This is a genomic window from Pseudomonas sp. G.S.17 (genome assembly GCF_038096165.1).
Taxonomy (GTDB): Bacteria; Pseudomonadota; Gammaproteobacteria; order Pseudomonadales; family Pseudomonadaceae; genus Aquipseudomonas.
The window spans coordinates 941896-966076 of record NZ_CP151076.1; the positions used below are offsets into that span (position 1 = coordinate 941896).

17 protein-coding genes are annotated in these 24181 nt (G+C 58.4%); 6 read left to right on the top strand and 11 right to left on the bottom strand.

The window, feature by feature from the left end:
• The first annotated feature begins 136 nt into the window (after nt 1-136).
• Entirely contained in the window at nt 137-2683 is a 2547-nt protein-coding gene (locus AABC73_RS04220) for a sulfite reductase flavoprotein subunit alpha (RefSeq protein WP_341524170.1), read from the top strand.
• Nucleotides 2684-2791: 108 nt separating this feature from the next.
• Here AABC73_RS04220 and AABC73_RS04225 read toward each other — a convergent pair whose 3' ends face one another.
• The 11 genes from AABC73_RS04225 to AABC73_RS04275 all read right to left on the bottom strand — a co-directional run bounded on the left by AABC73_RS04225 (nt 2792) and on the right by AABC73_RS04275 (nt 17982).
• Nucleotides 2792-3766 (bottom strand): peptide ABC transporter ATP-binding protein, encoded by a 975-nt coding sequence (locus AABC73_RS04225; protein ID WP_065831461.1) that lies wholly within the window; start codon nt 3764-3766, stop codon nt 2792-2794.
• Nucleotides 3766-4734, bottom strand: coding sequence for an ABC transporter ATP-binding protein (locus AABC73_RS04230; protein ID WP_020293116.1), 969 nt, complete (start codon nt 4732-4734; stop codon nt 3766-3768). The genes AABC73_RS04225 and AABC73_RS04230 overlap by 1 nt, the downstream gene beginning before the upstream one ends.
• A gap of 10 nt (nt 4735-4744) precedes the next feature.
• Nucleotides 4745-5656, bottom strand: a complete 912-nt coding sequence (locus AABC73_RS04235) for an ABC transporter permease subunit (RefSeq protein WP_020293117.1) — start codon at nt 5654-5656, stop codon at nt 4745-4747.
• A gap of 10 nt (nt 5657-5666) precedes the next feature.
• The gene (locus tag AABC73_RS04240; RefSeq protein WP_341522592.1) at nt 5667-6677 is read right to left on the bottom strand and encodes an ABC transporter permease subunit; all 1011 of its coding nucleotides are present in this window, start codon (nt 6675-6677) and stop codon (nt 5667-5669) included.
• 74 nt (nt 6678-6751) lie between these two features.
• Nucleotides 6752-8347, bottom strand: a complete 1596-nt coding sequence (locus AABC73_RS04245) for an ABC transporter substrate-binding protein (RefSeq protein WP_341522593.1) — start codon at nt 8345-8347, stop codon at nt 6752-6754.
• Nucleotides 8348-8420: 73 nt separating this feature from the next.
• Nucleotides 8421-9800: an OprD family porin gene (locus tag AABC73_RS04250; protein ID WP_341522594.1), complete on the bottom strand. Its 1380-nt coding sequence runs from the start codon at nt 9798-9800 to the stop codon at nt 8421-8423.
• A gap of 163 nt (nt 9801-9963) precedes the next feature.
• Nucleotides 9964-11559: an ABC transporter substrate-binding protein gene (locus AABC73_RS04255; protein WP_341522595.1), complete on the bottom strand. Its 1596-nt coding sequence runs from the start codon at nt 11557-11559 to the stop codon at nt 9964-9966.
• A gap of 323 nt (nt 11560-11882) precedes the next feature.
• Entirely contained in the window at nt 11883-13511 is a 1629-nt protein-coding gene (locus AABC73_RS04260; protein ID WP_341522596.1) for an ABC transporter substrate-binding protein, read from the bottom strand.
• Nucleotides 13512-13795: 284 nt separating this feature from the next.
• A complete protein-coding gene (locus AABC73_RS04265; RefSeq protein WP_341522597.1) occupies nt 13796-15397 on the bottom strand; it encodes an ABC transporter substrate-binding protein in 1602 nt (533 codons plus the stop codon).
• Nucleotides 15398-15514: 117 nt separating this feature from the next.
• Nucleotides 15515-17044 carry an HET-C-related protein gene (locus AABC73_RS04270; RefSeq protein WP_341522598.1) on the bottom strand — a complete coding sequence of 510 codons (1530 nt, stop codon included), beginning with the start codon at nt 17042-17044 and terminating at the stop codon, nt 15515-15517.
• Nucleotides 17045-17268: 224 nt separating this feature from the next.
• Nucleotides 17269-17982: an SIMPL domain-containing protein gene (locus AABC73_RS04275; protein ID WP_341522599.1), complete on the bottom strand. Its 714-nt coding sequence runs from the start codon at nt 17980-17982 to the stop codon at nt 17269-17271.
• A 303-nt stretch (nt 17983-18285) separates the two neighbouring features.
• On the opposite strand from AABC73_RS04275, the gene AABC73_RS04280 reads away from it, so the two are divergent.
• The 5 genes from AABC73_RS04280 (at nt 18286) to kdgD (ending at nt 23988) form a co-directional block, all read left to right on the top strand.
• A complete protein-coding gene (locus tag AABC73_RS04280) occupies nt 18286-19548 on the top strand; it encodes an ATP-binding protein (RefSeq protein ID WP_341522600.1) in 1263 nt (420 codons plus the stop codon).
• Nucleotides 19541-20101, top strand: coding sequence for a response regulator transcription factor (locus AABC73_RS04285; protein ID WP_341522601.1), 561 nt, complete (start codon nt 19541-19543; stop codon nt 20099-20101). The genes AABC73_RS04280 and AABC73_RS04285 overlap by 8 nt, the downstream gene beginning before the upstream one ends.
• Before the next feature lie 89 nt (nt 20102-20190).
• Complete coding sequence (locus AABC73_RS04290; protein ID WP_341522602.1) at nt 20191-21927, top strand: ABC transporter ATP-binding protein/permease; 1737 nt, start codon at nt 20191-20193, stop codon at nt 21925-21927.
• A gap of 93 nt (nt 21928-22020) precedes the next feature.
• Nucleotides 22021-22770 (top strand): FadR/GntR family transcriptional regulator, encoded by a 750-nt coding sequence (locus AABC73_RS04295; protein ID WP_341522603.1) that lies wholly within the window; start codon nt 22021-22023, stop codon nt 22768-22770.
• Between the two features lie 306 nt (nt 22771-23076).
• On the top strand, nt 23077-23988 hold the full coding sequence (gene kdgD / locus AABC73_RS04300; protein ID WP_341522604.1) for a 5-dehydro-4-deoxyglucarate dehydratase: 912 nt from the start codon (nt 23077-23079) through the stop codon (nt 23986-23988).
• The last annotated feature ends 193 nt before the right edge of the window (nt 23989-24181 follow it).

A 24181-nucleotide genomic window follows, 5' to 3' on the forward strand; every position in this document is an offset into this window, starting at 1 on the left:
AAGCAAATGAATACCGGTACAGGGTTTACGTTTGCTGCGCGGTCGGGATTGGGTGGCAGTTAGCAAATGAGAACGTCTTCCGTTTGGAGCATACTGCGCGGCGCGACGGATGAATGAGAACGAGGTAGCACGGGTGTTGAAGAAAGTCCTGTTTCAAGTCCATTGGTTCTTCGGAATCACGGCCGGTCTGGTGCTGGCCCTGATGGGGATCACCGGGGCGATCTATTCCTTCGAGGATGAAATCCTTGAATGGACCAATCCCGATGCCTTGTACGTCGAACAGCGTGGCGAGCAATTGCCGCCGGTTGAACTGGTGCGCAAGCTGGAGTCCACCACCGGGCTGATCGTCGCGATCCTGCGGGTTGAAACCGTCGGCAATAAAGCCGCGCAAGTGTATTTCACCCCGGCGCCGGGCGAGCGACGCGGGCCGATGCGCAACTTCGATCCGTACACCGGCGACCTCAAGCCTGACGCCACCGGCGCGGACTTCTTCGATTTCGTCCTCAAGCTGCACCGCTTTCTCGCGCTGGGCGAGTACGGCAAGCAAGTCACTGCCGCCTGCACGCTGATTCTGGTGTTCTTCTGCTTGTCCGGCCTTTATTTGCGCTGGCCGCGCAAAGCCTTGAACTGGCGAGTCTGGCTGACGCTGGATTGGGCGAAGAAAGGCCGCAGCTTCAACTGGGACCTGCACTCGGTGTTCGGCACCTGGTGCCTGGTGTTTTACCTGTTGTTCGCGATTACCGGTCTGACCTGGTCCTATGACTGGGTCAAGGATGGCATGACCCGTTTGCTGGGTGACGCACCTGCGGGCGAGCAGCGCAAAGGTGGCGGCGGTGGCCGTCCGGGTGGCAAAGGCGCGCCGCAAGGTCCGTTGCCGACCGTCGATTATGTCGCGGTGTGGAACAGCATCAAGACTGCGGCTGGCCCGGATCTGGCGGGCTACAACATTCGCCTGCCGAACGTCGCAGGTCAGCAGGCGACGATTTTCTACCTGCTCAAGGACTCGCCGCACCCGCGCGCGCTGAACACCATCACCCTTGATCCGGCCACCGGCAAGGTCAGTGAAGTTTCCCGTTACGCGGAAAAAAGCCTCGGCGGCCAGTTGCTGATCAGCAACTATGCGCTGCACGTCGGCAGTTACTTCGGCATTGTCGGGCGGATCATCATGACCGCTGCGGCGCTGATGATGCCGCTGTTCTTTATTACCGGTTGGTTGCTGTATCTGGACCGTCGCCGCAAGAAGAAAGAAGTGCGCAGTGCGCGGGGTGCTGTTTCAGCGGCTCCGGCTGCCACTGACGCGCCTGCGTGGTTGATCGGCTTTGCCAGCCAGAGCGGTTTTGCCGAACAACTGGCTTGGCAGACTGCGGGCCAATTGCAGGCCGCCGGTATGCCGGTCAAGGTGCAGCGTCTGGCGGATGTGACTGAACGGGATTTGCGCCAGAGCCAGAACGCATTGTTTGTGGTCAGCACGTTTGGCGACGGCGAAGCGCCGGACAGCGCCCGGGGTTTCGAGCGCAAGTTGCTCGGCAGTCAGTTGACGCTGGGCAATCTCAATTACGCAGTGCTTGGTTTGGGCGATCGGCAATATCAGCACTTCTGCGCATTTGCCCGCCGTTTGCATGACTGGCTCGCCGAGCGCGGCGGCAACACGCTGTTCGCTTCGGTTGAAGTGGACAGCGCCGATCCCGCCGCCCTGCAGCAATGGCAGCAGCAGTTGGGCAACTTGACCGGCAGCACGCCGTCCACGTTGTGGCAGGCGCCAAGCTATGACAACTGGACCCTTTGTCAGCGCGAGCATCTGAACCCTGGCAGCAGCGGATCGAAAGTGTTCTTGCTGGGCCTGACGCCGCCGCCTTCCATGACGTGGGCAGCGGGCGATCTGGTGGAAATCCTGCCGCGCAACAGTCATGGGGCGATCCAGCAGTTTCTCGCGGGTCTGGGCATCTCGGGCGACACTTCGGTCAAGGTCGGCGGTCTGGCAGAAAGCATCGAGATTGCTTTGGCCAGTCGCCAGTTGCCGCAACATCGCGCGCATTTGGTCGGGCTGCACGCTCAGGCGTTGATCGATGCCTTGGTGCCGCTGGCCATGCGCGAATACTCCATTGCGTCGATTGCGCAGGACGGCGTGCTGGAATTGATCGTGCGTCAGGAGCTGCATCCGGATGGCAGCCTTGGTTTGGGTTCTGGCTGGCTGACTGAACATGTGGCGCTGGGTGAAGCGGTCAGCCTGCGGGTGCGGCGTAACAGCAGCTTCCATCTGCCGGACGATCCGCGCCCGGTGATTCTGCTGGGTAACGGCACGGGGCTGGCGGGGCTGCGCAGCTTGCTCAAAGGGCGAATTGCCCAAGGGCAGACGCGCAACTGGCTGCTGTTTGGTGAGCGCAATGCGGCGCATGACTTCCATTGCGGGGATCAGTTGCAAGCGTGGCTGGCATCGGGCGAGCTGACGCGCCTGGATCTGGCGTTCTCCCGGGATCACGGCGAGAAAGTCTATGTGCAGGATCGCTTGCTGGAGGCGGCGGATGAATTGCGTCTTTGGCTGGCGGACGGTGCGGCGATTTATATCTGCGGCAGCCTGGAAGGCATGGCGGCGGGCGTCGATGCGGCGCTGATCGAAATCCTCGGCGCGCCAGCGGTGGGGGATTTGATCGAGCAGGGGCGTTATAGAAGGGATGTTTACTAATAGGGAAATCCGTAGGAGCGGCTTTAGCCGCGAGAAAGCTCTCCCGGCTAAAGCCGGTCCTACGGGCTAAAGCTCTCCCGGCTAAAGCCGGTCCTACGGGCTAGTGGCCTACGCCGCCACAAACTGCTCGGCGTAATGGCAGGCAACCTGGCGGTTGTCTACCAGGCGCAAGGCCGGTTCGTCGGTGGCGCACAGCTCGGTCGCATACGGGCAGCGCTTGTGGAAGGCGCAGCCGGTGGGCGGGTTGAGCGGGTTAGGCAGCTCGCCGATGATCTTGATCTTGGGTTTCAGCGGATCAGGATGAATCGTCGGAGTCGCTGACAGCAGCGCCTGGGTGTACGGGTGCAGTGGACGGTTGTAGATCTCTTCTTTCGGGCCCATTTCCGCAGGGCGGCCCAGATACATCACCAACACCGTGTCGGCAACGTGGCGAACCACTGACAGGTTGTGGGAGATGAACACGTAGGCCGTGTTGAATTCCTGCTGCAGATCCATGAACAGGTTCAGCACCTGCGCCTGAATCGACACGTCCAGCGCCGACGTCGGTTCGTCCGCCACCAATACTTTTGGCTGCAACATCATCGCCCGAGCCAGGGCAATACGCTGACGCTGACCGCCGGAGAACATGTGCGGGTAGCGATGATAGTGCTCAGGACGCAAGCCGACCTGAGCCATCATTGCCTGCACTTTGTCACGACGTTCCTTGGCGGACAGATTGGTGTTGATCAACAACGGCTCACCCAGCTGATCGCCGATCTTCTGCCGAGGATTCAACGACGCATACGGGCTCTGGAAAACCATCTGCACGTCTTTGCGCAATTGCTTGCGTTGTTCCTTGGTCGCGCCGGTGACTTCGTTACCGGCGATTTTCAGCGAACCGGATGAAGGCTCTTCAATCAGCGTCAGGGCGCGGGCCAGGGTCGACTTGCCGCAGCCGGATTCGCCAACCACCGCCAGTGTCTTGCCAGCTTCCAGCTCGAACGAAACGCCGTTGAGGGCGCGCACCAGCGCGTGACCCTTGAACAGGCCGCGGGACACTTCGTAGTGACGGGTCAGGTCACGGGCGGTTAAGACGACGCTCATTACGCCACCTCCTGATTCAAGGGATAGAAGCAACGGGCCAGGCTATGGGCTTTCGGGTCCAGGCCAGGGCGTTGGGTCCGGCAGTTATCCTGCACATACGGGCAGCGCGGCGACAGCAGGCAGCCTTGCGGACGGTCGTAACGGCCGGGAACCATGCCCGGCAGGGTCGCCAGACGTTCGGCGCCCATGCTGTGTTCCGGAATCGCCGCCAGCAGTGCTTCGCTGTACGGATGCGCCGGGACGTCGAACAGGCCGGGAACGTTGCCGACTTCCACCGCTTGACCGGCGTACATCACGCAGACGCGCTGGGCGGTTTCGGCGACCACTGCCAGGTCGTGGGTAATCAGCACCAGGGCCATGTCCTGCTCTTTTTGCAGGCTCAGCAACAGGTCCATGATCTGCGCCTGAATCGTCACGTCCAACGCCGTGGTCGGTTCGTCAGCGATCAGCAGTTTTGGCTCGCCGGCAATCGCCATGGCAATCGCCACGCGCTGGCTCATGCCGCCGGACAGTTGGTGCGGGTAGGCATTCAGGCGCGCAGCGGCGCCGGGGATCTCTACCTTTTCCAGCAGTTCAAGGGCACGCTGACGTGCGGCCTTGCCGGACATGTTCAAGTGTTGACGTAGAACTTCTTCGATCTGGAAACCCACGGTATAGCTGGGGTTCAGAGCGGTCATCGGGTCCTGGAACACCATCGCCATGTCTTTGCCGATGATCTTGCGACGCTGGCGTGAGTTGAGCTGCAGCAGCTCCTTGCCGTCGAAGTTCAGGGAATCGGCAGTGACGACGCCGGGGTGATCGATCAGGCCCATCAGCGCCATCATGGTCACGGATTTACCCGAACCCGATTCGCCAACAATGGCCAGGACTTCGCCTTTCTCGACGCTGATGGACAGGCCGTCGACAACCGGCACCGCCGTCGCGTCGCCGAAGCGGACGTTGAGATTCTTGATTTCTAAAAGTGACATACGAATCTCCTCAGGCGGCATTTTTGAGTTTCGGGTCCAGCGCATCGCGCAGCCCGTCGCCCATCAGGTTGATTGCCAGCACGCTGAGCAAAATGGTCAGGCCGGGCAGGCTTACCACCCACCAGGCGCGTTCGATGTAGTCCCGCGCCGAAGCGAGCATGGTGCCCCACTCAGGCGTCGGCGGTTGTACGCCCAGACCGAGGAAACCCAGCGCTGCGGCATCGAGAATCGCCGAGGAGAAACTCAAGGTCGCCTGCACGATCAGCGGCGCCATGCAGTTGGGCAGCACGGTGATGAACATCAGGCGTGGCAAGGTTGCGCCAGCCAGACGTGCAGCGGTCACGTAGTCGCGATTCAGCTCGCCCATCACCGCCGCGCGGGTCAGACGAACATATGAAGGCAGCGAGACGATGGCGATAGCGATCACGGTGTTGATCAGGCCAGGGCCGAGGATCGCGACGATGGCCACAGCCAGCAGCAGCGAGGGCAGGGCGAGCATGATGTCCATCAGGCGCATGATCGACGGGCCGAGGATGCGCGGGAAGAAACCCGCCAGCAGGCCCATGAAGATGCCTGGGATCAGCGACATCACAACCGATGACAAGCCGATCAGCAGCGACAGGCGCGAACCCTGGATCAGACGCGACAGCAGATCGCGACCCAGTTCGTCGGTGCCCAGCAGGAACTGCCATTGGCCGCCTTCGAGCCAGACCGGCGGGGTCAGCAGGAAGTCGCGGTATTGCTCGCTCGGATCATGGGGTGCGACCCACGGCGCGAACAGTGCGCAGAACACAATCAGGATCATGAACATCAGGCCGGCAACGGCGCCTTTGTTCTTGGCGAACGCTTGCCAGAATTCTTTGTACGGCGAGGGGTAGAGCAGGCTTTGATCGACTGCTACCGCTGGAGTAGTGGTGGTCATAGGAATGATCTCAGCGCTGGTGACGAATGCGTGGGTTGGCAAAGCCGTAGAGGATGTCCACCACGAAGTTGACCAGGATCACCAGGCAGGCGATCAGCAGGATGCCGTTCTGCACAACAGGATAGTCCCGTGCGCCGATGGCTTCGATCAGCCACTTGCCGATACCCGGCCAGGAGAAGATCGTTTCGGTCAGTACCGCACCGGCCAGCAACGTGCCGACTTGCAGGCCGAATACGGTCAGCACCGGAATCAGCGCGTTACGCAGGCCGTGCACGAATACCACGCGAGCCGGCGACAGGCCTTTGGCCCGGGCGGTACGCACGTAGTCTTCACGCAGCACTTCGAGCATCGAGGAGCGGGTCATCCGGGCAATTACGGCCAGCGGAATGGTGCCCAGCACGATGGCCGGCAGAATCAGGTGATGCAAGGCGTCGAGAAACGCGCCCTCTTCATCGCTGAGCAGGGTGTCGATCAGCATGAAGCCGGTTCTGGGCGGGATGTCATACAGCAGGTCGATACGCCCGGAAACCGGGGTCCAGCCTAAGGTGACCGAGAAGAACATGATCAGGATCAGGCCCCACCAGAAGATCGGCATCGAGTATCCCGCCAGGGAGATACCCATCACCCCATGGTCGAACAGGGACCCTCGTTTTAACGCCGCAACGACCCCGGCCAGCAAGCCGAGAATGCCCGCGAAGATCAGCGCCGCCAGCGACAGTTCCAGAGTTGCCGGGAACAGTGCGGTGAACTCGGTCCAGACGCTGGTCCGTGTACGCAACGATTCGCCGAGGTCGCCGTGAGCGAGCTTGCCGACGTAATCGATGTATTGCGCATAAAGCGGCTTGTTGAGGCCAAGACGTTCCATGGCTTGGGCGTGCATTTCCGGATCGACCCGGCGTTCACCCATCATGACTTCGACCGGATCGCCAGGAATCAGGCGAATCAGGGCGAAGGTCAGCAAGGTGATGCCGAAGAAGGTGGGTATCAGCAACCCCACTCGGCGGGCAATAAAACTAAACATCTTCTCGTGTACCTCATCGGCCGGTTAGGCGTGTTCCGGCGGGTCTCGGGTTATGAGCCCGCCGGATTATTCTTCTACTTCACCCTGGTAGTGGCGAAGTTGTTATTGGTCAGCGGGCTGATTTGATAGCCTTCGACGTTCTTGCGCATTGCAGTAAACAGTTTCGGATACGCCAGGCTTATCCATGGCAGGTCCTTGCGCGCGATTTGCTGCGCTTGCTCGTACAAGGCGGCGCGTTCGGCCGGATCGGTCTTCTCCCGAGCCTTGGAAATCGCTTCCTCAAATGCCTTGTTGCACCAGCGCGCGTAATTTTCACCATTACTGGCCGCAGCGCAACTCAGGTTTGGCGTCAGGAAGTTATCCGGGTCGCCGTTGTCGCCGGCCCAGCCTGCAAACACCATGTCATGTTCGCCACCTTTGGCGCGTTTGAGCATCTCGCCCCATTCCAGCACCCGCAGATTGAGCTTGATCCCGACTTTCGCAAGATCCGCCTGCATCATTTGCGCGCCCAGGGCCGGGTTCGGGTTGGTCACCGCACCGCCATTGCGCAGGAACAGACTGAATTCGTAGCCTTCCGGTACGCCTGCTTCCTTAAGCAGCGAACGTGCCTTGTCCAGATCATGCGGTGGATTCTGGATGTCAGCGGCATAACCCAACAGTGTAGGCGGGTAAGGGTTTACGCCTTCAGTGGCCTTGCCCTCGCCAAACAGCGCCTTGATGTACGCCTTTTTATCGAAAGCCATATTGATCGCTTCACGCACCCGCACATCACTGAGGTATTTATGTGTGGTGTTGATCGCGATGTAACTGGTCATCATGGCTTCCATCTCGTCGATCTTGAGATTGGGGTCAGCCTTGATGCTGGTGATGTCGTCCGGCTTCGGATAAAGCGCAACCTGGCATTCGTTCGCCTTGAGCTTCTGCAAGCGCACATTGCTGTCCAGCGTAATGGCGAAAATCAGCGCCTCGCTGGGCACCACACCCTTCCAGTAATCAGGGTTGGCTTTATATCGGACTTGGGCGTCCTTGGCATAGCGGGTCAGGATGAACGGGCCTGTGCCAATGGGCTTGCTGTTCAGTTCGGCGGTCTTGCCAGCCTTGAGCAGCTGGTCGGCGTATTCGGCCGAGTAAATCGAAGTGAACGGCATCGCCAGGTCGCGCAGGAACGGCGATTCCGGGCGCGCCAGGGTGAACCTGACGGTGTGGTCGTCGAGTTTTTCGATGTTTTTCACCAGGTCATTGAAGCCCATGCTTTCAAAGTACGGGAAGCCGGTGAGGGATTTTGCATGCCAGGGATGCTTGGGGTCCAGCTGGCGCTGAAAGCTCCACAACACATCGTCGGCGTTCATTTCCCGGGTCGGCTTGAAGTAATCGGTGGTCTGGAACTTGACGCCCTTGCGCAGGTGGAAGGTGTACGTCAGGCCGTCTTCACTGATGTCCCAGCTTTCCGCCAGGTTTGGTTCGGTGTCCGTGGTGCCGGGCTTGAACGCGACCAGCTTGTCGAAGAGGGTTTCTGCCGTGGCATCGGCGGTAACCGCTGTCGTGTACTGAACGATATCAAAGCCTTCGGGGCTGGCTTCGGTGCAGACCACCAAGGGTTTTGCCGAGACGCCGACTGCGACGCTGAACAGTGCCAGGGCAATCGAGTTGCGTAGTGATAACAGTTTCAATAGGAACCCTCCATTAGATAACGCCTGTGAGCCGGGCATGCGCTGGGCGCCCGCCCGGCCTTGTCGATAACGCTTACAGGATGTTGAACGGAATGGTGGTGACCAGACGGAACTCGTTCAGGCTGCCATCAGCCTGGAATTCACTGGCGCGGTGCGTGGTGTAGGTCGCGCGTACAGCGGTGGCCTTGAGCGGGCCGTCTTGTACGGTATACGAAGTACCTACGCCATATTCGTAGTGTTTTTCGCCGTCCATGCTCTTCACGTCATAGGCAGTACCTTTGTAATGCGTACCGTCGATGCCCCAGCCGCGCGCCTGGTAAACGTTGAACTTCAGGCCCGGCACGCCGTATTCGGCCATGTTCAGCACGTAGCCGATCTGCAGGGATTTCTCGTTCGGGCCGTTGAAGTCCGAGAGCAGGGAGTTGGCCAGGAAGATGGCGTTGGTTTCGTGGGCGTAGTCGAAGTATTCGTCGCCTTCGACTTCCTGATACGCGAGCGTCAGGCTGTGCGCCTTGTGAGTCGCGGTGAACGACAGGCTGTACGTGTCGTTGTCGATAGGGCCGAGCTTGCGCTGGCCGGCATCCTTGGTCTTGTAGTAGTTCAGGTTGGTGCTCAGGCCCACTACATCGGTGTCACCCAGTTCGTGGGTGAAGGCGAAGTAGTATTGATGCCAGAAGTCTTCGACGTTCGAGGCGTAGAAGCTGGTGGTCAGGCTCTCGAACGGCTTGTAGTCAACGCCGGCCATGTCGATGCGATCGGCAAAGGCGGTGGTGCTGGCGTATTCGGAGCGGAACTTGGTCAGGCTCTGTTCGGTACGCGGCGAAACGCGGTCGAAGCTACCGGCCTGGAACGACAGGTTGTTGAACTCGTCGCTCTTGAGGGCGAAACCGTTGAAGCTCGATGGCAGCGCACGGTTGCCGATGTAGGCGATCACAGGCGTGTTCACCGACTGGCGGCCGCCGGTCAGGGTGGTGTTGGAGATCCGCGCCTTGACGTTGGCCAGGCCCATTTTGCTCCACTGACCCACGGCGTCGCCGTCGTTTTCGGTCAGGGTACGGTTCGAACCGCCAGCCATGTCCTTGCGGTCACGGTCCAGGGCGATGGCGTTGTATAGCGCCATTTCGGTGCTGAAACCTACGGTGCCCTGAGTGAAGCCCGAGGTGTAGTCAACGATGGTGCCCTGCACCCAGTTGATCCGACGCGAGGTTGGCGTTGGAGTGTCGCCGCCCTTGCGATAAGAGAAGCTGGTGTCGCGACGGGCCAGCTCGTTGGCGTACCAGTTGCGCGTGGTTCCGGTCAGGTGCTGGTCTTCGAAGAAGCCATTGGCTTCTCCCTGTGCGCTTTTCGAGCTCAGCTCGGTGGGCACGAATGCCTGGCTGGTTGGTTCTGCCTGGACCATTGCGCTCAAGGTGGCGATGGACAAGGCGAATGCAGCGGTGTTGACTTTCTTCACGGTGACGCTCCCTTTACTGCTCTTATAAACGCCAGTTTTTTTGGTCTGGCTTGAAGGCGCCGAACTTATGGCCCGGCTTTTTTTTATCGAAAACATGAATCTCTGGAACAGCGGAGCGCGCCGCCTGCGATAAAGGCAGCGAGCTCCAGATGGATCAACGTAGTTATTCGGCGATGCTGACGCCGGAGAAGTTGTTGCGACCGAACGGACTGACGTGGAAACCCTGAACTTCAGCGCGCAATGGCTGATTGACCGTTGAGTGTGCAATCGGCGTGATCGGCACTTGCTGCTTCAGGTACTGCTGCGCCTGTTTGTACAGGTCGATACGCTGAGTCTTGTCGGCGGTGGCAACGGCGGCTTTGACCAGGGCGTCGTATTTTTCGTCGCACCACATCGAGTAGTTGTTGCCGCCAATCGATGCGCAGCTGTACAGCGTGCCGAGCCAGTTATCCGGATCACCGTTGTCGCCGGTCCAGCCAATCAGCGAGATATCGTGTTCGCCGTTCTTGGTGCGCTTGAGGTATTCGCCCCATTCATAGCTGACGATCTTGACCTTGATGCCGACCTTGGCCCAATCGGCCTGGAGCATTTCAGCCATCAACTTGGCGTTCGGGTTGTACGGACGCTGTACCGGCATGGCCCAGAGGGTCAGCTCGGTGCCTTCCTTGATGCCAGCGGCGCGCAGCAGCTCTTTGGCTTTTTCCGGGTTGTAGCCCGCGTCCTTGATGGTGTCGTCGTAAGACCATTGGGTCGGCGGCATGGCATTGACGGCCAGCTGGCCCGCGCCCTGGTAGACGGCGTTGATGATGGCCTGTTTGTTCACGGCCATATCCAGCGCCTGACGCACTTGCAGGTTGCCCAACGGTTCATGACGCACGTTGTACGAGATATAGCCGAGATTGAAACCAGCTTGTTCGATGACCTTCAGTTGTTTGTCTTCCTTGAGCGCGTGAACGTCGGCTGGACGTGGGTTGAGCGTCACCTGGCATTCATTCTTCTTGAGCTTTTGCAGGCGCACCGAAGCGTCGGTGTTGATCGCAAAAATCAGCTGGTCGATCTTGACCCGGCTCGGGTCCCAGAACTCTTTGTTGCCCTTGTAGCGGATCTGCGAATCTTTCTGATAACGCTGAAATACGAACGGCCCCGTACCGATTGGCTGCTGGTTGATATCGCGCATATTGCCGGCAGCGAGCAGTTGATCGGCGTATTCGGCGGACAGAATCGACGCGAAGTTCATCGCCACGTTCTGGATGAAAGCGGCATCGACCTTGTTGAGGGTGAAGACCACGGTCAGCGGAGCGGTTTTCTCCACGGACTTGATGTTCTTGTTCAGGCCCATGCTGCTGAAGTACGGAAATTCGGTCGGGTAAGCAACGCGAAATGGATGATCCGGCTTGAGCATGCGGTTGAAGGTGAACAGCACGTCGTCCGCATTGAAATCGCGGCTCGGTTTGAAAACGGCATTGCTATGGAATTTCACCCCTTCGCGCAGGTGAAAGGTGTAGACCAGACCGTCTTGCGAGACGTCCCACTTGGTCGCCAGCGCCGGAACCACGCCGGTGCCGCCTTGTTCGAATTCGGTGAGCCGGTTATAGATCGGCTCGGCTGCATCGTTGTCGGTGCCCGAAGTGTATTGGGCAATGTCAAAACCGGCGGGGCTGCCTTCAGAGCAGAACACCAGGCTGCTGGCGGCCTGGGCGAACGGTGCGCTGGCCAGGCCAAGCCCGAACACTGACGCCATGACGATATTTTTATTCATGATGCTCCTTATCCTTCAACGAGTGAGCAACGAACGCGGGACGAACTGAAATCGTCCATCGTTAATCGCTGACAAAAGGAAAACTCCAATCCGGAATTCTTCCTGATTGTTTTTATAGGGGTAATGGCAATTACTGCCGGCGTCGAAGGTATGTCGGTCAGCCAATACAGTAAATGGAAATTATGCCGACGCAGTTCGTAGGAATAAGTCGTCTATAAAGTAGGAAATTTCCATATGGAAACAAATTGCCACTTGTCGAATAACTTTCTCTTAACGGCTGATAAATGTAATTGCGCCACAGTAGTGGCGCAATTACATCATTGTTACTTGCCGCTAACGCTGACGCCGTAGAAGGAGTTCAGACCAAACGGGCTGATCTTGAAGTCCTGAACGGAGGTACGCATAGGCTGGTAAACCGTCGAGTGCGCGATAGGCGTCATCGGTACGGCTTCCTTGAGGAGGTGTTGCGCCTGTTTGTACAGTTCGGTGCGCTTGGCCTGATCCGGAGTTTCCTTGGCCTGGTGGATCAAGGTATCGAACGGCTTGTCACACCATTTGGCAAAGTTGTTGCCGTTGACGGCATCACAGCCAAACAGGGTGCCGAGCCAGTTGTCCGGATCACCATTGTCGCCGCTCCAGCCAATCAGCATGGCGCCGTTTTCGCCAGCCTTGGCGCGCTTGATGTACTCGCCCCATTCATAGCTGACGATCTTGGCGTTGATACCGATCTTCTTCCAGTCGGACTGGAGCATTTCGGCCATCAACTTGGCGTTCGGGTTGTAAGGACGCTGAACCGGCATCGCCCACAGGGTGATTTCGGTACCTTCCTTGACGCCCGCCTGCTTGAGCAGCGCCTTGGCTTTTTCAACATCAAACGGAGCATCTTTGATGGTGGTGTCATACGACCATTGGGTCGGCGGCATGGCATTTACAGCCAGTTGGCCCGCGCCCTGATACACGGCATCGATGATGCCTTGCTTGTTCACGGCCATGTCCAGCGCCTGACGTACTTCCTTGATGGCCAGAGGGTTTGGCTTGTCGTCACCCTTGATCTTGTCCATCGTGTTGTAGGCGATGTAACCCAGGTTGAAGCCTGCCTGATCCGGCATCTTCAGCTCTTTGTCGGCCTTGAGTGGCGCAAGGTCGGCTGGACGTGGGTAAGCAGTGATCTGGCATTCGCCTTTCTTCAGCTTTTGCGCACGTACCGACGCGTCGGTGGTGATAGCGAAGATCAGGTTGTCGATCTTCACGTCTTCAGGCTTCCAGTAATCCTTGTTGCCGGTGTAGCGGATGTTGGAGTCTTTCTGGTAGCTCTTGAACACGAACGGGCCAGTGCCGATCGGCTTCTGGTTGATGTCCGCAGCCTTGCCTTCCTTGAGCAATTGCGCAGCGTATTCAGCGGACTGAATAGAGGCAAAGCTCATTGCCATGTTCTGGATGAACGCAGCATCAACGGTTTTCAGGACAAACTTGACCGTGTGGTCGTCGACTTTTTCGATCTTGGCGATGTTGGTGTCCATGGCCATGTCGGTGAAGTACGGGAATTCGGTCGGGTACGCTTTGCGGAACGGCATATCCTTGTCAATCATGCGATTGAACGTGAACAGCACGTCATCGGCATTGAACGTGCGGGTAGGCTTGAAGTAAGGCGTGGTGTGGAACTTGACGCCTTCACGCAAATGGAAGGTGTAGGTCAGCACGTCGGGAGAGATATCCCAGCTGGTGGCCAGACCTGGCACAACTGCGGTACCGCCACGTTCGAACTGGCTCAAACGGTTGAAAATGGTTTCTGCCGCTGCGTCGAAGTCAGTACCAGTGGTGTACTGGCCTGGGTCGAAACCGGCCGGGCTGCCTTCGGAGCAGAACACAAGGTTCGATGCTGCCTGGGCGAAAGGAGCTGCAGCAAGCAAACCTGCGCTGAGTAGAAACGGAATGACCGCTTGTTTGAGCATGGTGGCCTCAGTTGTTGTCATTTTTTAAGAGAGGGAATGACCTTGTGAGTCAGACCTGAGTGATAGTTATGCAGGGGCCATACCCAAAGCAAGATCCTGACGTCAAAGAAGACACAATGTGTGGCACGAGCGTACACGAATGTCGCAAAAGTATAATTATTGGCGCATTTGATCGTTTGCGCGTCGCAATCGGGAATGTTTTACGCACCAACTGCGCGCAACCGATCGTGGTGATTGCACCCGGTTAGCGCGCGAGTGTTACCAATATTTTGGATTGGTCCGGCTTATTGGCTCAGGCTGACCCCATAAAAAGGTGTCAGGCCGAACGGGCTCAATTTGAAGTCCTGGACTTCCTTGCGCATCGGCTGGAAGACCTTGGAATTGGCAATCGGCGTGATCGGCACCTGGGCCTTGAGAATGTGCTGGGCCTGTTGGTAAAGCTTGATTCGCTCGTCGCGATTGGTGGTCAGCTTGGCCTGTTGCACCAGTTTGTCGTAGGCCGGATCACACCATTTGGCGTAGTTGCTGCCCTTGACCGCCGCGCAGCTGTACAACACGCCGAGCCAGTTGTCCGGATCGCCATTGTCGCCCGTCCAGCCGTAGATCATCACGTCGTGCTCGCCCGCCTTGGCGCGCTTGATGTATTCGCCCCATTCATAACTGACGATGTTGGCCTTGATGCCGATCTTCGACCAGTCGGCCTGAATCATCTGCGCCGACATGCGTGCGTTGGGGTTCGACGCGCGCTGGACGGTCATGGCCCACAGGTTGATCTGGGTGCCTGGCGCGATGCCGGCTTCCTTGAGTAGCTCTTTGGCCTTGGTCGGGTCGTATGGCGCGTCTTTTACGGTTGGGTCGTAGCTCCACTGGCCCGGCGGGATGGCGTTCTCGGCCAATTGGCCGGCGCTCTGGTAAACCGCCTTGATGATCGCCGGCTTGTCGATGGCCATGTCCAGCGCCTGACGCACCTTGAGTTGATCCAGTGGCGCGTGGGTCACGTTATAAGCCAGGAATCCCAGGTTGAAGCCGGGCTGGCTCAACACCTTGAGGTTCGGGTCTTTCTGCATCAGTTCGATGTCTTGCGGGCGCGGATAACCGCTGACCTGGCATTCGCCGGCCTTGAGCTTCTGCAACCGCACGGCAGCGTCGCTGTTGATCGAGAAAATCAGGTGATCGAGTTTGACGTCCTCGGGTTTCCAGTACGCCTTGTTGGCGTCGTAGCGAATCTGCGTGTCCTTCTGATAACGCTTGAACACGAACGGGCCGGTGCCAATCGGCTTCTGGTTGATCTCTTCGGCCTTGCCCTGCTTGAGCAACTGGTCGGCGTATTCGGCGGACTGGATCGAGGCAAAGCTCATCGCCAGGTTCTGCACGAAAGCGGCGTCAATGTTGTTCAGGTTGAACGTGACGGTCTGGTCGTCGACCTTTGTCACGCTCTTGATGGTTTTGTTCATGTCCATGTCGGTGAAATAGGGCGACTCGGACGGGTAAGCCTTGCGAAACGGCTGGTTGGCATCCAGCAGCCGATTGAAAGTGAACAGTACGTCGTCGGCGTTGAAATCCCGGCTTGGCTTGAAGTAATCGGTGGTGTGGAACTTCACGCCGGGGCGCAGGTGAAAGGTGTACGTCAGGCCGTCGCTGGAAACATCCCAGCGGGTTGCCAGCCCTGGCTCGACTTCAGTGCCGCCACGCTTGAATTGCGTCAGGCGATTGAACACTGTTTCGGCGGACGCATCGAAATCCGTGCCGCTGGTGTACTGGCTCGGATCGAAGCCTGCGGGGCTGGCTTCCGAGCAATACACAAGGGTGCTGGCGGCTTGGGCAAAGGGCGCGCAAGCCAGCAGCGCGGTAGTCAGCAACAGCGGTTTGAAGAGCGTCGGTGTCATGGAGTCCTCGCGAAGTGCGGCAATAGCCGTGCCTGAATTTCGACAAACGATAGGCATCGGATAGTGCCGCACAGCGCGGGTTCCCACAAACATCTTGATGTTGCTCTGCCGGCGTCTCTACTTGCCGAAGAGAAGGTCCCACACATCTTTGGCTGAATTGATTTCGAAGAATTTACTCAGGAAAGTGCTGCTTTCGTTTTTGAATCGCTCAATCGCCTTGTTGGCGCTTTCCAGCACTTCTTTGCTGATGTTTTCCAGCTCGCTTTTGCTGGTTGCGCGCTTCACAAGGGCGGGATTGTTGTTCGCCCATTCGCGTACCAGTGCGTCCTGCCAGTCACTGTCCATAGGGTGGGTAAAGTAGTGCGCGGCTGCTTGCGCAGGGTCTTGAACTTCGGGCTTTTGTTCCCAATGCCCCGCCATTGCCTGCCCGACGCGAAGTACGGCATTTTCTGCAAGCAGTGCTGCAAGCTGATGCGGCGGATGTTCGGCATGGTCCTTGGACAGCTGAGAGTGGGACGGGTTTGTCGAGCCGCTGGTGTGGGGGTCATCACCCCAGCTGGTTTGTCCATCGCCAACGCTGTTGCCGAACAAGGTGGTCAAGCCTTGCATGGCGGTGCCGACAGCGTTGCCAACGATTCTGCCCGGCGTAACGATGATGTTGAGTATCTGTTCGACCTGGCTGGCAAACCCCAGGCCGGCCCATTTATCGCGCGCGGTCAAAAATGCCTCATGTGCCTCATACAAACGCGGGTCCGGATGTTCACTGAGCAGGATTTGCAGGATCTGGTCGCGCTCATAGCGCACGCCGGGTTTTGTCGCTTCGAAGGGTTTGTCGTCGGTAGAGAACAGGATCTTGCCCAGCGGTGCCGCCAGACTGCCGATGATATCGCTGCCGCCAAAAGTGCCGGTCACCAGGGGCAAACCATGCTTGCAGTCGGCCTTGGAGGTCCATGGCAGCACGTCGTCATAGCCCACCTTTCTCAGGCTGAGTTCGACGAAGTTGGAATGGGCGAAGAAGTCCTCCAGGACATGCAGTGCGGAACCGAAGGCCTGCAAGCCATCGGCGGATTGCGGACCCGCCTCGCGCGCAAGGTTCAGCTCGGCGGTCATGAAGTCCACACCACGCTGCAAATAGCGCTTCATCGACGTTTCAGGGTCGACTTGCAGCGAAGCATCATCAGGCGCGACCCAGTCTTCGAAATCCGCGTCGATGTTTTTCGGATCGGTGGGTTTGTCGTTGGCGGGTTTGGGGTTGTCGAGGTGTTCGCTGGGCCGGTAAACGCCAAGTTTCTCGGGCGTCACGGTAAATTGCTGCCGATCAATTGCCATCAGGCCGGTGAATTCCCGGACCGCCAGCACATCGACGATCTTGGTCAAGGCCTCTCGGGACAACACGTCCGGGAAGTTTTTCGGCGTGCCAACAGCGCGAACCAGTTTCGGGTCGAGCAGTTGGGAGTAATCCCGCAGCCAGTTGCCGTAATAAATGGCGCGGATCTGAAACGCAGTGAGATCGAGCTTGCCAAGCACTGCTTCGATTGCACCGTGGGTGGCTGTTACAGGGTCGCCTTTGCCTGCTTCGAAGCGCAGTGCCACGGGCAGGGGTTCGACGGCTGTGTTGTTATCAACAAGTGTTTGCGAAGGATTCATCCGTGATTCCTCTGGAGTGAGCGCAAGCGTGCAGTCGCAGGCGACTGTCAGCGACGTGCACATAAAAATGAATGTGGGTGTAGCGGGGTGTGAGTTTACGGCCTGAGAAAAATGGCGGAATCAGATCGGTCGGCAAAGCGTGTAGGGGGAAGGAACGCAGGTGTTGCGACGTGTCGGCGGGACGTACAGGAAATGGCGGCAACCATAGTTGCCGCCAGGGTCAATCAGGGAATGGCGACTTCAATCACGCCGTCGGCGGTGACCGTGACCTGGCTGGTGCCGGCTTCGACATCCGGCGTTGGCGCTGCGTCAGAGCGTTCGGCCTTCATCATCATGACCGGTGCGCGCAGATACGGCTGCGGATAGCCCGAAGTATTGAAATTCAGGTGGATCACTTTGTAGCCCGTGCCGCCCAGCGCTTCGGTCAACAGCTGTGCCCGCGCGCGGAACGCTGTCACGGCATCCTTGAGCAACACATCTTCGCTGGCTTTGCGGGTTGGCTTGGCAATGGAGAAGTCCATGCCGCCCATTTTCATGTCGCCGAGCATCTCGCCGGTGAGTTTGGACAGTGCCGCGAAATCGGCGCTTTCCAGACGCAGCTCGGCACGTTCACGCCAGCCGGTGATCTTCTGCCCTTTGTCGTCATAGACCGGATAACTGCTGCGATTGCCCTGGCGGATCGTCACGCCGTTAACCTGCCGCGCCTGCGCGAGTGCCTTGTTCAGGGTTTCGGTGATTTCAGCGGCGAGTTTGGCCGGATCGGTGTTCTGCGCCTCGCTGTACAGCGTGACGTTCATCAAGTCACGCGCGACTTCCTGGTCGACTTCGGCGCGCACGGAAATCTGATTGTAACGGAGGTCTTCAGCCATGGCTGAAACGCTGGACAGGGCAGCGACGCCGAGGGCGAGGAGGGCGGCAGTTGGACGAAGGCTGAACATGGAAACTTCCTTTTATGGAGGTGTGGTCGAGCTGAGACGCAAAGCTATCAGACTGTGAAAGCGGGGGCAGGTTCCTCTCAACAGGCCCCGCCAACTCTGTTGAATAAACACATGTTCCGTGGGAGCGAGCTTGCTCGCGAAGACGTATTTATATTCATCACGTTCTTCGGGTCTGAAACATTGCCTTCGCAAGCAGGCTTGCTCCCCCCTTCGCCAAATGAAAGATGCCTCACTTTTCGCAGTTTTCACCTGTGGCTGGTTATACTCGCTCCGATTCGCCTGGAGCACTCATCAGGAGAGCTCATGCTCGCCCCCGTTCAATTGTTGTCCGCTACTCGCCAGAACCTCTGGCGTCTGACGCTTATCCGCATGCTGGTGCTGGCCGCGCAGGCTGGATCGGTGGGGATTGCCTACCTGTTTCACTTGTTGCCGCTACCCTGGATGCAACTGGCTATTACCCTTGGCTTTTCCATGGTCTGGTGTGTCCTGACCGCCGTTCGGCTGCGCACTTCGCTGCCGGTGACCGAGCTGGAATATGCCGTGCAGCTAGCTTTCGACCTGCTGATCCATAGCGCGCTGCTGTACTACTCCGGCGGTTCGACCAATCCGTTTGTTTCTTATTATCTGGTGCCGCTGACCATCGCTGCGGTGACGCTGCCATGGCGTTTTTCGCTGATTCTTTCCGGTATCGCACTGGCCGCGTACACCTTGCTGCTGGTGCAGTTCTATCCGTTGGACACGCTGCCCATTGCGCGGGAAAACCTGCAGGTTTACGGCATGTGGCTGAGTTTCGCTCTGGCGGCTGCGGTGATCACCTTCTTCGCGGCGAAAATGGCCGAAGAGCTGCGCCGCCAGGAGCAACTGCGTGCCGAGCGCCGCGAAGAGGGTTTACGCGATCAACAATTGCTCGCCGTGGCGACCCAGGCGGCGGGCGCGGCGCATGAGTTGGGCACGCCGCTGTCGACCATGAGTGTGCTGCTTAAAGAGATGCGCCAGGATCATCACGATCCGGCGTTGCAGGACGATCTGGCGGTGCTGCAGGAGCAGGTCAAACAGTGCAAGTTGACCTTGCAGCAACTGGTCCGCGCTTCCGAGGCCAATCGACGTCTGGCGGTGGAAAAGCAGGCGGTGACGCACTGGCTGGATGAAGCCCTCAACCGCTGGCACTTGATGCGCCCGGAAGCCAGTTATCGTTTTCTGTTGCTGGGCACCGATACAGCGCCCATGCTTGCGCCGCCGCCGGACTTGACCCAAGCGTTGCTTAACCTGCTGAACAACGCCGCCGATGCCTGCCCGGAAGGGCTGGAAGTCAGTCTGGGCTGGGACGTAGAAGAAATCTGCATCAGTATTCGCGACCACGGCGCAGGGGTGCCGCTGGCCATTGCCGAACAAATCGGTAAACCTTTCTTTACCACCAAGGGCAAAGGCTTCGGCCTGGGCCTTTTCCTGAGCAAAGCCAGCGTGACCCGCGCAGGCGGCTCGGTAAAACTCTACAGTCATGAAGAAGGCGGCACGCTCACTGAGCTGCGTCTGCCCCGTGATGCCCGAGGAGACATAGATGAGTGACGAAATCCAGGTTGAAGGCGAAGAGCTGCCGCATCTGTTGCTGGTTGACGATGATGCGACCTTTACCCGAGTGATGGCCCGAGCCATGAGCCGTCGCGGCTTTCGCGTGAGTACCGCAGGTTCCGCCGAAGAAGGCCTGGCTCTGGCGCAGGCGGACATTCCCGAGTTTGCCGCGCTGGACTTGAAGATGGACGGCGATTCCGGTCTGGTTCTGCTGCCCAAGCTGCTGGAGCTGGACCCGGACATGCGCGTGGTGATCCTCACCGGTTACTCGAGCATTGCCACCGCCGTGGAGGCGATCAAGCGCGGCGCGTGCAATTACCTGTGCAAACCGGCAGATGCCGACGACGTGTTGGCCTCGCTGCTTTCCCGGCATTCCGATCTGGATACCCTGGTGCCGGAAAACCCGATGTCGGTGGACCGTTTGCAGTGGGAACACATTCAGCGCGTCCTGACCGAGCATGAAGGCAATATTTCGGCCACGGCCCGCGCGCTGGGCATGCATCGACGCACCTTGCAGCGCAAGTTGCAGAAGCGCCCGGTGCGTCGCTGAGTCAAAGCAAAAACCATTCAAGGATGATCGTGTCGAGCGTTCAGGTTGATCCCGAACGCTGAACTTCAATTGAAGCCGAGACATCACCCATGAGCCGCAATGCCGAATATTCAACGGTCAATGACAGCGTTGAAGGTGCTTTTTTTTCGCGAGTATGGAAACTCACGACCCCTTACTGGCGCAGTGAAGAAAAGGGCCTGGCCTGGATTCTGCTGATAGCGGTCATTGCCCTTTCGCTGTTCAGCGTCGCCATTTCGGTGGTGATCAACAGCTGGTATCGCGACTTTTATAACGCGCTGGAAAAGAAAGACCTGGAAGCCTTCACCCAGCAGATTCTGTATTTCTGCGGGATCGCTGCGGTGGGCATTCTGAGTGCGGTTTACCGGCTGTATCTCACGCAAATGCTGACCATTCGCTGGCGGCGCTGGCTGACCGAGCAGCATTTCGCCAAATGGCTCAGTCACAAGAATTACTACCAGCTGGAGCAGGGCGGTTATACCGATAACCCTGACCAACGCCTGTCCCAGGATCTGGATCAGTTCACCACCAGCACCTTGTCGCTGGGTTTGGGGCTGATGCGCACAGTGGTCAGCCTGGTTTCGTTTTCCATCATCCTGTGGGGCGTTTCCGGCAGTATCGAATTGTTCGGCATCACTATTCCTGGCTATATGTTCTGGGCGGCTTTGGTGTATGCAGTGGCGGGCAGCTGGCTGACGCACCTGATCGGCCGGCGGCTGATCCTGCTCAGCAACCAACAGGAACGCTACGAAGCTGACCTGCGTTTCGCCCTGGTTCGGGTGCGGGAAAATGCCGAAAGCATTGCGCTGTCCAACGGCGAGCCCAACGAGAATGAGCGCCTGAGTTCACGATTCGGCATGGTCTGGGGGAATTTCTGGACGATCATGAAAGTGCAGAAGCGCCTGACGTTCTTCACTGCTGGCTATTCGCAGATCGCCATAATCTTCGCCTTTGTCGTCGCCGCGCCGCGTTACTTCGCGGGCAAGATCGAGCTGGGCGGCCTGATGCAGATCAACTCGGCATTCGGCAACGTGCAGGAGAACTTCAGCTGGTTTATCGACGCGTACACCACGCTGGCTTCCTGGCGCGCGACCTGTGATCGTTTGCTGAGTTTCCGCCAGGCCATGGCCAAGAACGAACAACGCGAGCCAGCCTTCGATATTCGTCACGACGGCGATGCCTTGAGCTTGAAAGGCCTGGGCTTGCAGCTCGGTGCGGGTCGGCAATTGCTGAGCAATGCCAATTTGAGTATCGCTGCGGGTGAGCACGTCATGCTCAGCGGGCGGTCCGGCAGCGGCAAAAGCACGTTGCTGCGGGCGTTGGGTGGCTTGTGGAATGATGGCCATGGCCAGTTGGTCGTGCCGGCGGAACGCTATCTGTTCTTGCCGCAAAAGCCTTATCTGCCTATCGGTACCTTGCGCGACGCGTTAAGTTATCCACAGGCCAGCGACGTTTACCCCGCCGAGCGCTTTGCCGAGATTCTGCAAACCTGCCGCTTGAGCCATCTGATTCCGCGTCTGGATGAAAGTAATCACTGGCAACGGATGTTGTCACCGGGTGAACAGCAGCGCGTGGCATTTGCCCGGGCATTGTTGTTCGCGCCGCGCTGGTTGTATCTGGATGAGGCGACTTCGGCCATGGATGAAGAAGACGAGGCTGCGCTGTATCAGGCGCTGATCGATGAATTGCCGGGCGTGACCCTGTTGAGCATTGGTCATCGCAGCAGTCTCAAGCGTTTTCATCGCCGTCACTTGCGTATTGAGGGCGGGCAACTGCTCGAACAGCCGCATCCTGAAGCGGTTGTATAGATATGTTGCAGGTCGAGTCGTTTTTACGCATGTGATCGTACAACGCCGTGAGCTATCATTGTTCCCTTAACTGCCGTGAGATTGATGTTGGATATGGAAAATCAAAGCGCTCCGCCTCGCGCCCGCAGAAAGCACCGTAGCCTGGCGCAAGAGCTGGTCACTGAATTGTCTGAGCGAATTCGCAGCGGACAGCTCAAGCGTGGGGATAAGTTGCCGACCGAGTCGGCGATCATGGAAGAGCAGGGCGTCAGCCGCACGGTGGTGCGCGAAGCGATTTCGCGCCTGCAGGCGTCGGGCCTGGTCGAAACCCGGCATGGCATCGGCACCTTTGTGCTGGATACGCCGAGCCCGAGCGGTTTCCGCATCGATCCCGCCACCATCGTTACCTTGCGTGATGTGCTGGCGATCCTCGAATTGCGCATCAGCCTGGAGGTGGAATCTGCCGGCCTGGCCGCGCAACGTCGTACGGACGAGCAGTTGCTGGCCATGCGCAACGCGCTGGATGCGTTGAACGAAAGCGCTGCACATGCCAGTGATGCCGTGGCGTCGGACTTTCAGTTCCATTTGCACATCGCGCTGTCTACGGGCAATCGGTATTTCACCGACATCATGACCCACCTGGGCACCAGCATCATTCCGCGCACGCGCTTGAACTCGGCACGCCTGGCTCATGACGATCAACAGCACTACATGAATCGCCTCAGCCGGGAACACGAGGAGATTTACGACGCAATCGCCCGCCAGGACTCGGACGCCGCCCGCGCCGCCATGCGCCTGCACCTGACCAACAGCCGCGAACGCTTGCGCCACGCCCATGAAGAGGCTGAATCGCAGCGGGCTTGAGAAGACAAGGTGCCATGACGTAGGACCGGCTTCAGCCGGGAGCGCGCTCTCCCGGCTGAAGCCGGTCCTACGAATCCGTGCAGTGTCAGCCGTCCAGGCATCCAAAGACGTCGTACGACTTTCGTTCTATACCAAAACCCGCCAAGCCCCATTCCTGCGGGCTTCATCCAGCCGTCATTGACCGCTGAAGCAAAAATCTCTAAATCCCTGTTGAGTCATCTTATTTTCAGTTGTACGATGACTTACGACATCAGCGCAGGACTGATGATCCATTCACTTTTTTTGCTTCCCTAGGGTGTTCGAATAATGAATCCACAAGAACTGAAGTCCATCCTTTCCCACGGTCTGCTGTCCTTCCCGGTTACCGATTTTAATGCTCAGGGCGACTTCCATCGCGCTGGCTACATCAAACGTCTTGAGTGGTTGGCCCCATACGGCGCCAGCGCTTTGTTCGCGGCCGGCGGTACAGGTGAGTTTTTCTCCCTGGCAGCCAGCGAATACTCCGAAGTGATCAAGACTGCGGTCGATACCTGCGCTACCAGCGTGCCGATTCTTGCCGGTGTTGGCGGTTCTACCCGCCAGGCTATCGAATATGCGCAAGAAGCCGAGCGTCTGGGTGCCAAGGGTTTGTTGCTGCTGCCCCATTACCTGACTGAAGCCAGCCAGGACGGCGTTGCCGCCCACGTTGAAGCGGTGTGCAAATCGGTCAAGATCGGCGTTATCGTCTACAACCGTAACGTTTGCCGCCTGACTGCTCCGCTGCTGGAACAGCTGGCCGAGCGTTGCCCGAATCTGATCGGTTACAAAGATGGCCTGGGCGATATCGAACTGATGGTTTCGATCCGTCGTCGCCTCGGCGATCGCTTCTCGTACCTGGGCGGCTTGCCGACCGCTGAAGTCTACGCCGCTGCTTACAAAGCACTGGGCGTACCGGTTTACTCGTCTGCGGTATTCAACTTCGTACCGAAACTGGCGATGGACTTCTACCACGCTATCGCCAAGGACGATCACGTTGCTGTTGGCAAAATGATCGACGACTTCTTCCTGCCATACCTGGATATTCGTAACCGCAAATCCGGTTATGCCGTGAGCATCGTCAAGGCCGGCGCCAAAATCGCTGGCTATGACGCAGGTCCGGTGCGGACTCCACTGACTGACCTGACTGGCGAAGAGTACGAAATGCTCGCAGCCCTGATGGACAAGCAGGGTAAGCAGTAACAAATCCACAGGTAATCAACCGCTGAGCGATCAGCGGTTTTTTGCCCTTGGGTGTTTGCCAGCAGCATGGATCGTAAGGACGCGTTTGTACTGTGGGTAGGACGATTCGCTATGAGCGATATCGCCTAAGGGGCCGGCAGGCGTAAGCAGCACATAAAAAAACAGTTTCACCCGCGTAAAAAAATAATTAGTG